Origin of the sequence: Streptomyces sp. NPDC001508, assembly GCF_040298665.1 — a bacterium.
Lineage (GTDB): Bacteria > Actinomycetota > Actinomycetes > Streptomycetales > Streptomycetaceae > Streptomyces.
Genome location: NZ_JBEPAP010000003.1, coordinates 226,922 through 240,812, shown reverse-complemented (window position 1 = coordinate 240,812; position 13,891 = coordinate 226,922). Strand labels below are relative to the sequence as shown.

Genomic DNA, 13,891 nt, shown 5'->3' with positions numbered 1-13,891 from the left:
CGAAGCGGTGCTCACGGCACCCCTACCTGCCGGTAGATTCAGAGCTCCTTGAACGATCAAGTCTGAAACTTGTTCTAGATTAGCGTCCCGGCGTAATCTCGCGGGACACCGCAGGGAGAAGGGGGCCCAGAGTGACCGCTGAGGCCAGGGATGCGGGTGCTGAAGAGGACCCTGCAAACGACGGCGAGCGACCGCTCCACATCGCGCTTCTCACCTACAAAGGGAACCCGTTCTGCGGCGGACAGGGCGTCTATGTACGGCACCTCTCCCGCGAGCTGGCCCGCCTCGGGCACCGCGTCGAGGTCATCGGCTCCCAGCCCTACCCCGTCCTCGACGAGGGACTGCCCGGACTCACCCTGACCGAGCTGCCCAGCCTCGACCTCTACCGCCATCCCGACCCCTTCCGCACCCCCCGGCGGGACGAGTACCGCGACTGGATCGACGCCCTCGAAGTCGGCACGATGTGGACCGGCGGCTTCCCCGAACCGCTCACCTTCTCGCTCCGCGCCCGCCGTCATCTGCGCGCCCGGCGCGGCGCGTTCGACGTCGTGCACGACAACCAGACGCTCGGTTACGGGCTGTTGGGTGACATCGGGGCGCCCCTGGTCACCACTGTGCACCACCCCATCACCGTGGACCGGCAGTTGGAGCTGGACGCCGCCGAGGGTCTGCGCCGCCGCCTGTCGGTGCGCCGCTGGTACGGCTTCGCCCGCATGCAGAAACGCGTCGCCCGCCGCCTGCCGTCGATCCTCACCGTCTCCGGCACCTCACGCCAGGAGATCGTCGATCACCTCGGCGTCCGCGACGACCGGGTGCACGTCGTCCACATCGGCGCCGACACCGACCTGTTCGCGCCCGATCCGTCCGTGCCCGTCGTGCCCGGCCGGATCGTGACCACGTCCAGCGCCGACGTGCCGCTCAAGGGGCTCGTCTTTCTCGTGGAGGCGCTGGCGAAGGTGCGCACCGAGCACCCGGCCGCGCATCTCGTCGTCGTCGGCAAGCGAGCCGAGGCCGGGCCGGTCGCCCAGGCCATCGAACGGTACGGCCTGACGGGCGCCGTCGAGTTCGTCAAGGGCATCACGGACGCCGAACTGGTCGACCTGGTCCGCTCCGCGCAGGCGGCCTGCGTGCCGTCGCTGTACGAGGGCTTCTCGCTGCCCGCCGCGGAGGCCATGGCCACCGGCACCCCGCTGGTCGCCACCACCGGCGGCGCGATCCCCGAGGTGGCCGGGCGCGACGGCGAGACCTGCCTGGCGGTGCCGCCCGGCGACGCGGGGGCGCTGGCCGCTGGGCTGAGCCGGCTCCTCGGCGACCCCGGCCTGTGCGCCCGCCTCGGCTCGGCGGGCCGCACCCGGATCCTCCAGCACTTCACCTGGACCCAAGCGGCCAAGGGCACGGCAGCCCACTACCGAGAGGCCATCGCCCGCGCCTCGGCTCCGCCGGGGGCCGGTTCACCCGGTGGTGGTTCTGCCAGGGGCGGGGCGGCTGCGTCCAGGGGCGCCCGGACCGCTCGGGCGGCGGTTCCCCGGGCCGGCGCTCCTGCCGCCGGCGCGGCGGCCTCACCGGCTGCCGGTTCGGCCGCTCATGGGGCGGCTTCGGCCGGTGGTTCTGCTGATGTTGGCGGGGCGGTCGAGTCCGGGGCCGGTTCTCCCGCCGGCGCGGCGGTTTCGCGGTGCGAGGGTCCTGGCACGCTCCCGGGTGCCTCGCCGGGTGGCGGTTCGGTCGCTCGCGAGGCGGCTTCGCCCCCCGTCGGCCCCTCCGCTCGCGATGCGGCGACCTCGCCGGGTGGCGGTGGTGTTCCTTCCGTCAGCGCTGCGGCCCAGCCGGATGTCGCTGAAGCCCGTGCCGTGGTTGTGGGTGAGTTGGGGGCCGGGGCCGGTGCCAGCGTGGTGGGCCCGGCGGCGCCCGCTGTCGCCGGTCGCGGGGCGGGTTCGTCGGGTGGCGTCCCTTCCGTCAGCGATGCGGCCCAGCCGGGTGGCGTCCCTTCCGTCAGCGATGCGGCCCAGCCGGGTGGCGTTGGTGCCGGTGCTGCGGTTGCGTCCGGCGCTGTTGTCGCCGGGGCCGTCTCCTCGGACGGTTCCGCAACCCGTGGGGCGGTTGTGTCGGGTGGCGCTCGGTCTGTGGGTGAGTTGGGGGCCGGGGCCGGTGCCGGGGCCGGTGCCGGGGCGGTGGGCCCGGCGGGGCCCGCTGCCGCCGGTCGTGGGGTGGGTTCGTCTCCCGTTGTTCCTTCCGTTCGCGATGTGGCGTGGTCGGGTGAAGACGTTGTTCAAGGTGGTGCCGGTGTCGCCGATGCCGACCTCGATCGTGAAAGCAGGGCTACGTGCTGACCGTTGACTTCAGTCGGTTTCCGGTTGCCTTGGGGGACCGGGTTCTGGATCTTGGCTGTGGGGCCGGGCGGCATGCCTTCGAGTGTTATCGGCGGGGCGCTCGGGTCGTCGCGCTGGACCGCAACGGCGAGGAGATCCGCGAGGTCGCCAAGTGGTTCGCGGCCATGCGGGAGGCGGGCGAGGCCCCGGCGGGCGCCACCGCCACGGCCATGGAGGGCGACGCCCTCGCGCTGCCCTTCCCCGACGACTCCTTCGATGTCGTCATCATCTCCGAGGTGATGGAGCACATCCCCGATGACAAGGGCGTACTCGCCGAGATGGTGCGGGTGCTGAAACCGGGCGGCCGCATCGCGATCACCGTCCCGCGCTACGGCCCCGAGAAGGTCTGCTGGGCGCTGTCCGACGCCTACCACGAGGTCGAGGGCGGCCACATCCGCATCTACCGCGCCGACGAACTGCTCGCCAAGATCCGCGGAGCGGGCCTGCGGCCGTACGGCACCCACCACGCCCACGCCCTGCACTCCCCGTACTGGTGGCTGAAGTGCGCCTTCGGCGTCGACAACGACAAGGCGCTGCCGGTGCAGGCGTACCACAAGCTGCTGGTCTGGGACATCATGAAGAAACCGCTCGCCACCCGGCTCGCCGACCGCGCGCTGAACCCGCTGATCGGCAAGAGCTTCGTGGCCTACGCGACCAAGCCCCACCTGCCCCCGCTGCCGCGGAGCACACCGGCCGAGGGCACCGAGGCGGCAGCCCGGTGACCACACCCCGGACAGAACACCTCGTCCTGCCCGGGGTCCTCACCGCCGAGCAGGCCGCCGCGACCGTGCGCGGCATCCTCGGCGTACAGCGGGAGGACGGCGCGATCCCCTGGTTCCGCGGGCACCATCTCGACCCGTGGGACCACACCGAGGCCGCCATGGCCCTCGACGCGGCCGGCGAACACGACGCGGCGGAGCGGGCCTACACCTGGCTGGCCCGGCACCAGAACGACGACGGCTCCTGGTACGCCGCCTACGCGGACGGCGCGCACGACGACGTCACCGACCGGGCCCGCGAGTCCAACTTCGTCGCGTACATAGCCGTCGGGGTCTGGCACCACTACCTCGCCACCGGCGACGACGCCTTCCTCGACCGCATGTGGCCGACCGTTCGCGCGGCACTGGAATGGGTGCTGCTGCTGCAACGGCCCGGCGGCCAGATCGGCTGGCGGCGCGAGCACGACGGCACCGCGACCGCCGACGCGCTGCTCACCGGCAGCTCCTCCATCCACCATGCCCTGCGCTGCGCGCTCGCCATCGCCGAACAGCGCGAAGAGCCCCAGCCTGACTGGGAGTTGGCTTTGGGCGCGGTGCGCCACGCGATCCGCAGGCACCCCGAGCGCTTCCTCGACAAGAGCCGTTACTCGATGGACTGGTACTACCCGATCCTGGGCGGCGCGCTGCCCGCCGAGGAGGCCAAGTCCCGTATGGAGGAGGGCTGGGACCGCTTTGTGGTGCCGGGCCTCGGCGTCCGCTGCGTGGTGCCCAACCCCTGGGTCACCGGCGGGGAGTCCGCCGAACTCGCCCTGGCCCTGTGGGTGATGGGCGAGTCCGACCGCGCGCTGGACGTACTCCAGTCCATCCAGCATCTGCGCGACCCGGCCACCGGCCTGTACTGGACCGGTTACGTCTTCGACGACGACACCGTCTGGCCCCGCGAACTCACCACGTGGACGGCCGGGTCGCTGCTGCTCGCGGTGGCCGCGCTCGGCGGCCACGAGGCCACCTGCGCCGTGTTCGGCGGGGCCCGGCTGCCGCACGGCCTGGCCCCCGACTGCTGCGCCTAAGCACACCACGCCTGCCCGCGGCGGGGCGGGCCGGGCGGGCGGTCAGTGCCGGTGCAGACGGTTGGCGACGGCGTGGCCGACGAACAGATAGACCACGGCGGCCAGGCCGTACCCGGCCACCACGCGGGCCCAGGCCGCGTCGAAGGTGAACAGGTCGTGCGACCAGCCGGCCAGCCAGGCGGCGGTGTCGTGCACGAACTGCACGAGGTCGTTGCCGCGGTTCGCGTCCAGCAGGTACATCAGGATCCACAGGCCCAGGATGAAGGCCATGACATCGGCGACCACGGCGATGACCGTGCCCGCCCGGACGGTTCCGTTCCGGTGTCGAGGGGACATGACATCCGCATTGCCGGTCGTTCCACGGCGAAACACAGAAGTCGTTCCAGCGCGTGACACAGAAGTCGTTCCAGCGCGAGACACAGAAGTCGATCCACGGCGAAACACAGAAGGTGAAAACTGAACGGTCGCCCCCCGAGTGGCGTAGTCGGCGCCGGGGGGTGAGGCTGCCGGGAGAGACCTTTTTCCGGTCGGGAGAGAACCGTCTGCTCGGGGAGAACATCCCGGAGGAAAACCCGTGACTGTACCGATGCGGCGCCTTGTCGTCGCACTCACCGTGTGCTGCGCCCTGCTGGCCGGCGCCACCGCCTGCGGGAGCGGCCAGACCGCCACCCGGGGCACGCGCGCGGCGGTGGTCGTCGCCGCGACGCCCAGTCCCAGCACGTCCGCGGAACGGCAGAAGTTCGCCAAGACCCGGTTCGTGGTGAACGCCGGACTCGCGGCCGGGGCGACGTACCAGTGGATCGTGAAGCCCGCCAGGGAGGGCAAGTTCAAGAAGGGCGCGCCGGGCCGCAAGAGAGCGCTGATCAAGGCGGGGCTCGCGGGCGCGTTCTCGTACAACCGGCTGAAGGCGGCCGTGCGCAACGCCAAGGGCGATCCCGCGCTCGCCAAGGCCCTCGCCCCGCTCAGCGCGGGCATCGCCGGGCTCAAGGACCTGCCGGCCAAGCTGCGCAAGGGCGGCGGCTCCAGCGACCAGGCGGCCGACTCCTACAACCACGTCATCAACCAGGTGAAGGACGCCGGCCGCAGCCAGGGCGCCGTGGTGCACAACAAGGTACCGACGAACTCCCAACTGGTCACCGGCGCCAAGAGCTGAGCGAGCGCGGGGGGATCCGGCGGCCAGGCTGTCGTCCGTCGGCTCCGGCCGCCCGGTTCCCCGCGCCGCAGCTAGGAGTTGAGGTCCGCCAGGGTGCGCAGGGTGTGGGGGTCCGAGGTCAGGGCCAGGAGGTCGGTCACCGGGCCCTTGCGCCAGGACTCCAGGCGTTCGGCGATCCGTTCGCGGGGGCCGACCAGGGAGATCTCGTCGGCGAAAGCGTCGGGGACGGCCCGTACGGCCTCCTCGCGGCGGCCGGAAAGGAACAGGTCCTGGATCCGCCGGGCCTCGTCCGCGTACCCCATGCGCGCCATCAGGTCGGCGTGGAAGTTGCGGGCCGCGTGCCCCATGCCGCCGATGTAGAAGCCGAGCATGGCCTTGACGGGGAGCAGCCCCTCGGCGACATCGGCGCACACCCTGACCTGCGCCATGGGTGCGACCAGGAAACCCTCGGGCAGGTCGTGGACGGCGGGTCCGTACACGTCGGGCCGGCTGGGCGCCCAGTACAGCGGCAGCCAGCCGTCCGCGATCCGGGTCGTCTGGGCGACGTTCTTCGGGCCCTCCGCGCCGAGCAGCACCGGCAGGTCCGGGCGCAGCGGGTGGGTGATCGGCTTGAGCGGCTTACCGAGGCCGGTGGCGTCCGGGCCGCGGTAGGGCAGCGGGTGGAAGCGGCCGTCCGCGGCCACCGGCGCCGCCCGGCGCAGCACCTGCCGTACGACATCGACGTACTCCCGGGTCGCGGTCAGCGGCGAGCGCGGGAACGGGCGGCCGTACCAGCCCTCCACCACCTGCGGTCCGGACAGCCCGAGGCCCAGCAGCATCCGCCCGCCGGACAGATGGTCCAGGGTGAGGGCGTGCATCGCGGTGGTGGTGGGGGAGCGGGCGGCCATCTGGGCGACCGCCGTACCCAGCCGGATCCGTGAGGTGTGCGCGGCGATCCAGGTCAGCGGGGTGAACGCGTCGGAACCCCAGGACTCCGCGGTCCACACCGAGTCGTAGCCGAGCCGTTCCGCCTGCTGGGCCAGCGGCACATGGTCCGTGGAGGGGCCGCGCCCCCAGTAGCCGAGTGCCAGACCGAGCCGCATGTCCGCCTCCTGACGGTACGTCAGACAATGGGGCGACTGTACGGCAACGGCCCCCCGCCCGGAAGGGCGGGGGGCCGGATGCGACGGCCGTGGACCGGCGGCGGGTCAGCCGCGCTGGATGCCGGAGGTGTCCTGGAGCACGCCCCGGCGGCCGTCCTGGGTCTGCGCGACCAGCTGCGCCCCGCGCTGCTCGACCGCCAAGTACCAGGTGCCCGGCGCCAGTTCGGCGATCGGGGTCGGCGAGCCGTCCTCCGCGAACAGCGGCCGCGGCACCGGCACGGCGAACCAGAACGGCGAGAACTCCGCGGTCTGGGCCGGCTGTTGCGGGGCCTGCTGCTGCGGGGCCGGCGGCTGCTGGGCGAACGGCTGGCCCTGCTGCGGGTGGCCCGGCTGCGGCTGGCCGCCGTACGGCTGCTGCGCGGCGCCCGGGTAGCCGTAACCGCCCTGGGGCTGCACGCCGTAGGGCTGCGGCGCGGCCGGCTTGGGGGCCGGGACCAGACCGGCCTGGAGGGCGGGCACCAGCGGGGCGGCGATGGCCGCCGCCGCCATCACCAGGGTGGCGATGAGGGCGAGTACGAGACCGATGCCGGCGCTCGGGCCCTTGAAGGTGCCGCCCATGTTGTCCCCGGCGCCCGCCGGGTCGAAGACGTTGCCGAGCGCGCTCCACGCGGCGAAGACCGTGAAGGCCACACCGAGCGGACCGAGGTCGAGGCCGACCACCTTGGGGGGCTGCGGCAGCAGCCGGGTGAGGACGAGGAGCGCGGCGCCGATGATTCCCGCGAGAACGACACTGAACAGGACCGGACCGCTCGCCCACAGGCTCGGCAGGTCGATGTTGTTCGGTACCCCGTCGTACGAGTAGTTGTCGAGGAACGACGCGATGAACAGCAACACCGCTGCTCCGATCACCACGCCGTCGCCCCTAGTGAGGGAGCGGATGTTCACTTCAGGTCCTTCGTAGGTCGTCTCGTCGTCAGTGGAGGCGTCGCCGTCACCGTGTCGCCCTCAGGGCCCGGTGTGAAGCGCGGGGGGTGGCCCTCGTCGTAGGGCCGACCTTATCGTCCGTACGATCACGGTGTCCGCCCGGTGGGGCCCGCGCGGCCCTACCCGCGCAGGAAACTCACGATTCCCTCAGAGATCCCCTCCGCCGCCTTCTGTCGCCAGGCGCCGCTGGTCAACAATGCCGCGTCCTTGCTATCGCGCATGTTGCCGCACTCGATGAAGACCTTCGGAACCGTTGACAGATTGAGACCGCCCAGGTCCTCGCGTGTGACGAGACCGGTGCCGCCGCCCAGGTAGTTGGACGGCGCGCTGCCCGTGGCGTGCACGAAGTTGCCGGCGATCCGCTCGCCGAGGTCACGGGAGGGGCCGACGATCGGACGGGTGTCCGCGCCGCCCGCGTGCACCGGGCCCGGCAGGATCACATGGAACCCGCGGTTGCCCGCCGCCGAGCCGTCCGCGTGGATCGAGACGGCCGCGTCCGCGTGCGCGGCGTTGCCGATCCGCGCCCGCTCGTCCACGCACGGCCCCCACGGGGGCTCGTCCCGGTCGTGGGTCAGCTTCACCGTGGCGCCCTGCTGCTCCAGCAGCGTGCGCAGCCGGTGGGACACGTCCAGGGTGAACTCCGCCTCCGGATAGCCGTCGTTGGTGGCCGTGCCGGTCGTGTCACACTCCTTCCGGCTCGTACCGATATCCACCGTGCGGTTGATTTCGGTCGTATGCCGGAAGTTGCCCGGATTGTGCCCGGGGTCGATGACGACCACCTTGCCCGCGAGCGGACCGGAGCCGGCGGGGCCCGTCGCCGCGGGCGTCGGCTTGGCGTCGTCGCGCGGGGAGGACCGGGCGGGCGCGGGATCGGGCGAGCCCGTCGACGGCGCCGAGCGCCCGGCGGACGCCGATGGGCTGACCGCGGGGGACGTGGACGCGCCGCCCGCGGCGGCGGAGCCGCCCGAGCCGCCCACCGTCTGGTACACGAGCCAGCCGAGCAGTGCGGCAGCGACCAGGGCGGCCAGCGCCACCGTGAGCGGGCGCCGGGAGCGAGGCGGCTGCGGGGGTTCGAAGTCGGGGCCTACGTACGACACGGGTGCGACTCTAACGTCGTGCTCAGATTCCCGTCCCCGTTCGCCGCAGTACGCGCAGCGAACCGTGCGCCGTCACCTCGGTGAACGCGCCGGACTCCACGGCCCTGAGCCAGATCCGGTACGGGGCCTGGCCGGTGAACTCGTCCACCGGGTCCGGGAACACGTCGTGGATGGCGAGCAGGCCGCCGCCGGCCACCCACGGGGCCCAGCCCTCGTAGTCGGCGGTGGCGTGCTCGTCGGTGTGGCCGCCGTCGACGAAGACGAGCCCGAGCGGGGAGTTCCACAGCGCGGCGATCCGCGGCGAGCGGCCGACCAGGGCGACCACATGCTCCTCCAGGCCCGCCCGGTGCAGCGTCCTGCGGAAGGCGGGCAGGGTGTCCATCAGGCCGGTCTCGGGGTCGACCGTCTCCGGGTCGTGGTACTCCCAGCCCGGCTGCTGCTCCTCGCTGCCGCGGTGGTGGTCCACGGTGAGCGCGCTGACCCCGCACTGCCGGGCGGCGTCCGCGAGCAGGACCGTCGAGCGCCCGCAGTAGGTGCCGACCTCCAGCAGCGGCAGGCCCAGCCGCCCGGCCTCGACGGCCGCCGCGTACAGCGCGAGCCCCTCGTCCGGGGGCATGAACCCCTTCGCCGCCTCGAACGCGGCCAGGATCTCGGGCTTCGGCGCCGCGCGCATGGGAGTCCTCTCGATCGGGCGACCTGCGTACGACCGCCCATGCTGCCGCATGGCTGCCGTCGGCTTGACGGGGGGCCTGGCGTGGGGTGTGGGGCTTGTGCGGCTTTGTTGTGGTTGGGTGCGCGGTTCCTCGCGCCCCTGCGGGGTGCTTGGCCTGTCGGGCTTGTGCGGCTGCGCCGTGGCCGAGCGCGCAGTTCCCCGTGGCCCTGCGGGGCGTCTGGTCCGCCGGGGGTGGGTGGTGTTCGGGGTGTCCGTTCTGCCGGTGCGTGCCCGTTGTTTCCCCGCTTGGGCGGCACCGGCGGGCAGGGGCTGGCGTCGGGTTGTGGGGTTTGTGCGGCGCCGTCGTGGCCGAGCGCGTAGTTCCCCGCGCCCCTTCAGGATGCCTGCGCCTCCGTGGCCGGTTCGGCACCGCAGTTCCCCGTGGCCCTTCGGGGTGCCTGCGGTGCCAGGGCCGGTTCGGCATCGTGGTTTCCCGTGGCCCTTCGGGGTGCCTGTGGTGCCGTGGGCGGGTTCGCATCGCAGTTCCCTGTGGACCTGTGGGGGGTCAGGCGTTCACGGTGTCGCCCGGTAGGGACAGGTCCAGGGCGATGGGTCGTTCGTCGCCGGTGTGGGTCGCGGACGAGGCGTGCGGGCCGTGGCCCGCGGCCCGCGCCGCCACCACGTAGGAGCCCCCGGCGGGCACGGCCAGGGCGTAGCTGCCGTCCTCCGCGGAGAGGGTGGCGCCCGCCTGCCGGCCCCTGCGGTCGATCAGGGTGACCTTGGCGCGGGCGACCGGGGCGCCGTCGGCGTCCAGGACCCGGCCGCTGAAGCCGCGCAGCGCCCGCTCGGCGCGCTCCAGGTTGGCCTCCTCCTCGCTGCTCGCCCGCAACTGCGGGGCGCGGTCGGGCTTCGGCAGGAACAGGGCCAGCACGAGGCCCACCGCCACCGCGGCCGTCGCGATCAGGAAGGAGACCCGGAAGCCGTGCATGGTCGGGACCGCGATGCCGCCCACGGTGTGCGCCGTGTTGGCGAGCACCATGCCGATCACGGCGCTCGACACGGACGTACCGATGGAGCGCATCAGGGTGTTGAGGCCGTTGGCCGCGCCCGTCTCCGACGCCGGGACCGCGCCGATGATCAGCGCGGGCAGCGAGGAGTACGCGAGGCCGATGCCCGCGCCGAGGATCACCGCGATGACCAGGCTCTGCCAGGGGGCGCTCATCAGGCCCAGGCCGGCACCGTAGCCGATCGCGATGATCAGCATGCCGAGGATCAGGGTCACCTTGGGGCCGTACTTGGCGGACAGCCGGGCGTAGACGGGCGCCGTGAACATCATCGTCAGGCCGAGCGGCGCGACGAGCAGGCCCGCGGCGACCATCGACTGGCCGAGGCCGTATCCGGTGGACTTAGGCAGCTGGAGCAGCTGGGGCAGGACGAGCGAGACGACGTAGAAGGAGACGCCGACCATGATCGAGGCGAGATTGGTCAGCAGGACCTCGCGGCGGGCGGTGGTGCGCAGGTCCACGAGGGGCGCCTTGACGCGCAGCTCCAGCAGACCCCACAGCACGAGCACGACGACGGCCGCGCCGAACAGGCCGAGCGTGGTGCCGGACGACCAGCCCCAGTCGCTGCCCTTGGTGACCGGCAGAAGCAGCAGGACCAGACCCGCGGACAGACCGAGTGCGCCGGGCAGGTCGAAGGAGCCGGGGGCGCGCATCGGGGACTCGGGGACGATGAACAGGGTGAGGGCGATGGCGAGCGCACCGAGCGCGGCGGCGCCGTAGAACAGGGCGTGCCAGTTCGTGTGCTGGGCGACCAGCGCCGCGGCGGGCAGCGCGAGGCCACCGCCGACGCCGATCGAGGAACTCATCAGGGCCATCGCCGAGCCGAGCCGTTCGCGCGGCAGCATGTCGCGCATCAGGCCGATGCCGAGCGGGATCGCGCCCATCGCGAAGCCCTGGAGCGCGCGGCCCACGATCATCGTGAGCAGCTGGCTGGTGACCGCGCTGATCAGCGCCCCGGCCACCATCACCGCGAGGCTGGATATGAGCATGCGCCGTTTGCCGTACAGGTCGCCGAGGCGGCCCATGATCGGGGTGGCCACGGCGCCGGACAGGAGCGTCGAGGTGAGGACCCAGGTGGCATTGCTGGGCGAGGTGGCCAGCAGTTGCGGCAGGTCCTTGATGACGGGGACGAGCAGGGTCTGCATCACCGCGACCACGATGCCCGCGAAGGCGAGCACCGGGACCACGGTCCCGCTCGCGCTCCGGGTGGGCTGGTCGTTCGTGTGCGTCATGGACTGAGGCCTCCGGGCCGGAAGGGACGAGGTGGTCGGTGCACCGCGCGGGATGGGTGTTCGGGGAACCTCGTATGCACGGGCAACTATTCCGTCGCTTCGCGGCCCCGACAAATCCTTGACCCACTCATGGTGATGTGATGCGACGTCAGCAAGTCGACGGTCCAGCTCCGACGGCCGTACGGTGGACGATGCAGGTCGGCCGGCCCGGCACACGTGGGCCGAAATCCCGATGCAGGGACCGTGACCGGCTTGAGAACATGACAGCCATGCTCGAAGCCGCCGACACCGCCCCGATACGCAGCCGGACCGCGCCCCCCACCTGGCTGGTGGTCGCCCTCGCCTGCGCCGGACAGTTCCTCGTCGTGCTGGACGTGTCCGTGGTCAACGTGGCCTTGCCGTCCATGCGCACCGACCTCGGGCTGAGCGGAGCGGGACTCCAATGGGTCGTGAACGCGTACGCGATCGCCTTCGCCGGGTTCATGCTGCTCGGCGGGCGGGCCGGCGACCTGTACGGGCGCAAGCGGATGTTCCTCGTCGGGCTCGGACTGTTCACGCTGGCCTCACTGGGCGGCGGGCTCGCCCAGGAAGGCCCGCAACTGCTGCTCGCGCGCGCCGTGCAGGGACTGGGCGCGGCCGTTCTCGCGCCCTCGACGCTGACCCTGCTGACCGCGGCCGTCCCGGAAGGCCCCGCCCGGGCCCGGGCCGTCGCCACCTGGACCGCGGTGGGCGCAGGCGGCGGCGCCGCGGGCGGCCTGGTCGGCGGGGTGCTGGTCGACGCGCTGTCCTGGCGCTGGGTGCTGCTCATCAACGTGCCCGTCGGCGCCGTCGTACTGGCGGGCTCCGTGGCCTGGCTGGCGGAGAGCCGGGCGGGGGAGCGGCGGCGGCTCGACCTGCCGGGCGCCCTGCTGGTCACGGCGGGCCTCGCGACGCTCGCGTACGGCATCGTGCAGACCGAGGCCGAGGGCTGGACGGCCGCGGCCACGCTGCTGCCGCTGGCCGCCGGGCTCGCGCTGCTCGGGCTGTTCCTGCTGGTCGAGGCCAGGGCGGTCGCCCCGCTCATGCCGCTGCGGCTGCTGCGGCAGCGGCCCGTGGCAGCGGCGAACGCGGCGATGCTCGTGTCCGGTTCGGCGATGTTCTCCATGTGGTACTTCATGACCCTGTACGCGCAGAACGTGCTCGGTTACTCGCCGCTGGAGGCCGGGCTGGCGCTGGTGCCCAGCTCGCTGGCCGTGGTGGCCGGCTCGAAGCTCGCGCCGCGCTTCATGCCCGTGCTCGGGCCGCGGAACGTGGCGGTGGTGGGAACGCTGGTGGCCGCGGCCGGATTCGGCTGGCAGTCGACGATGACCCCGCACGGGGCGTATCCCACGGAGATCATGCTGCCCGGCGTCCTGATGATGCTCGGCGCCGGGCTGGCCGCGACCCCGCTCGCCTCGCTGGCCACCTCGGGGGCGGCACCGGGCGAGGCCGGACTGGTCTCCGGCCTGGTCAACACCTCACGCACGATGGGCGGTTCGCTGGGGCTCGCCGTCATGTCGACCATCGCGGCGGCCCGCACCGCAGGCACCCCGACCCCGGCGGCCCTCACCGACGGCTACGCCCTGGCCTTCCGGGTGAGCGCGGTGATGCTGCTCGCGGGCGCGGCCCTGATGCTGCTCTGGCTCCCCCGAGGAAGCACGACGCAGACCGCGCGCTGACCCGATCGGCAGGGGGCTGTTGCGATCAGCGGGTGGCCGGTATGGAATGAACGGCGGAACGCACCGGGCCGGTACGGGGGTGTCCGGCAGCCGGACCGACCTCGGCGGACACGGATGCCGAAACGTGACGCGCTGGGAGAAACCATGGCCGCGAAGCCGCCCGTGCCCCCCTTCACCCGGGAGAGCGCGACCGAGAAGGTCCGCCTGGCCGAGGACGCGTGGAACACCCGGGACCCCGAGCGGGTCGCCCTCGCCTACACGGCCGACAGCCGCTGGCGCAATCGCGGCGAGTTCGTCAACGGCCGCGAGGAGATCGTCGCCTTCCTCACCCGGAAATGGACCAGGGAGCAGGACTACCGGCTCATCAAGGAACTGTGGGCGTTCGACGGCAACCGCATCGCCGTGCGCTTCGCCTACGAGTGCCACGACGACTCGGGCAACTGGTACCGCTCCTACGGCAACGAGAACTGGGAGTTCGACGACGAGGGCCTGATGCGGGTCCGCCTGGCCTCCATCAACGACATCCCCATCAGGGAGAAGGACCGCAAGTACCACTGGCCGCAAGGCCGCCGCCCCGACAACCACCCGGGCCTGACCGACCTGGGCCTGTAGCTCCGACCGCGCCCGAAAGAAATAAGGGGCGCGGGGAACTGCGCGCCTAGCCATGATGGCGCGGTGGTCGTGTGACGGGGTGGTGCGGCCGTTCTTGGGGAGTGCCGCGCGGGGAGGTGTGCGCCTAGCCATGATGGCGCGGTGGTCGGGTGACGGGGTGGTG

12 protein-coding genes are annotated in these 13,891 nt (G+C 72.6%); 6 read left to right on the top strand and 6 right to left on the bottom strand.

All coding sequences use genetic code 11. From position 1 onward, the window contains the following. Nucleotides 1-131: 131 nt before the first annotated feature. From ABT245_RS05120 to ABT245_RS05110, 3 genes are read left to right on the top strand one after another with little or no spacing between them, the layout of a single operon-like run. On the top strand, nucleotides 132-2,327 hold the full coding sequence (locus ABT245_RS05120; RefSeq protein WP_351728717.1) for a glycosyltransferase family 4 protein: 2,196 nt from the start codon (nucleotides 132-134) through the stop codon (nucleotides 2,325-2,327). Continuing rightward, nucleotides 2,321-3,088 carry a class I SAM-dependent methyltransferase gene (locus ABT245_RS05115; RefSeq protein WP_351728714.1) on the top strand — a complete coding sequence of 256 codons (768 nt, stop codon included), beginning with the start codon at nucleotides 2,321-2,323 and terminating at the stop codon, nucleotides 3,086-3,088. Before ABT245_RS05120 ends, ABT245_RS05115 begins: the two co-directional genes overlap by 7 nt. Then, nucleotides 3,085-4,155 carry a prenyltransferase/squalene oxidase repeat-containing protein gene (locus ABT245_RS05110; RefSeq protein WP_351728712.1) on the top strand — a complete coding sequence of 357 codons (1,071 nt, stop codon included), beginning with the start codon at nucleotides 3,085-3,087 and terminating at the stop codon, nucleotides 4,153-4,155. The genes ABT245_RS05115 and ABT245_RS05110 overlap by 4 nt, the downstream gene beginning before the upstream one ends. A gap of 42 nt (nucleotides 4,156-4,197) precedes the next feature. Here ABT245_RS05110 and ABT245_RS05105 read toward each other — a convergent pair whose 3' ends face one another. After that, nucleotides 4,198-4,491, bottom strand: a complete 294-nt coding sequence (locus ABT245_RS05105) for a hypothetical protein (protein WP_351728709.1) — start codon at nucleotides 4,489-4,491, stop codon at nucleotides 4,198-4,200. 238 nt (nucleotides 4,492-4,729) lie between these two features. On the opposite strand from ABT245_RS05105, the gene ABT245_RS05100 reads away from it, so the two are divergent. Continuing rightward, the gene (locus ABT245_RS05100; protein ID WP_351728707.1) at nucleotides 4,730-5,308 is read left to right on the top strand and encodes a hypothetical protein; all 579 of its coding nucleotides are present in this window, start codon (nucleotides 4,730-4,732) and stop codon (nucleotides 5,306-5,308) included. 71 nt (nucleotides 5,309-5,379) lie between these two features. Here ABT245_RS05100 and ABT245_RS05095 read toward each other — a convergent pair whose 3' ends face one another. From ABT245_RS05095 to ABT245_RS05075, 5 genes are all read right to left on the bottom strand, one after another. Further along, entirely contained in the window at nucleotides 5,380-6,390 is a 1,011-nt protein-coding gene (locus ABT245_RS05095) for an LLM class F420-dependent oxidoreductase (RefSeq protein WP_351728704.1), read from the bottom strand. Between the two features lie 105 nt (nucleotides 6,391-6,495). After that, complete coding sequence (locus tag ABT245_RS05090) at nucleotides 6,496-7,335, bottom strand: DUF5336 domain-containing protein (RefSeq protein WP_351728703.1); 840 nt, start codon at nucleotides 7,333-7,335, stop codon at nucleotides 6,496-6,498. Between the two features lie 158 nt (nucleotides 7,336-7,493). After that, complete coding sequence (locus ABT245_RS05085) at nucleotides 7,494-8,471, bottom strand: N-acetylmuramoyl-L-alanine amidase (RefSeq protein ID WP_351728700.1); 978 nt, start codon at nucleotides 8,469-8,471, stop codon at nucleotides 7,494-7,496. A gap of 22 nt (nucleotides 8,472-8,493) precedes the next feature. Further along, nucleotides 8,494-9,144 (bottom strand): class I SAM-dependent methyltransferase, encoded by a 651-nt coding sequence (locus tag ABT245_RS05080; RefSeq protein WP_351728698.1) that lies wholly within the window; start codon nucleotides 9,142-9,144, stop codon nucleotides 8,494-8,496. A gap of 544 nt (nucleotides 9,145-9,688) precedes the next feature. Further along, nucleotides 9,689-11,419 carry an MFS transporter gene (locus ABT245_RS05075; RefSeq protein WP_351728695.1) on the bottom strand — a complete coding sequence of 577 codons (1,731 nt, stop codon included), beginning with the start codon at nucleotides 11,417-11,419 and terminating at the stop codon, nucleotides 9,689-9,691. Nucleotides 11,420-11,688: 269 nt separating this feature from the next. On the opposite strand from ABT245_RS05075, the gene ABT245_RS05070 reads away from it, so the two are divergent. Then, a complete protein-coding gene (locus ABT245_RS05070) occupies nucleotides 11,689-13,116 on the top strand; it encodes an MFS transporter (RefSeq protein ID WP_351728693.1) in 1,428 nt (475 codons plus the stop codon). A 144-nt stretch (nucleotides 13,117-13,260) separates the two neighbouring features. Then, a complete protein-coding gene (locus ABT245_RS05065) occupies nucleotides 13,261-13,728 on the top strand; it encodes a nuclear transport factor 2 family protein (protein WP_351728690.1) in 468 nt (155 codons plus the stop codon). Nucleotides 13,729-13,891: the final 163 nt, after the last annotated feature.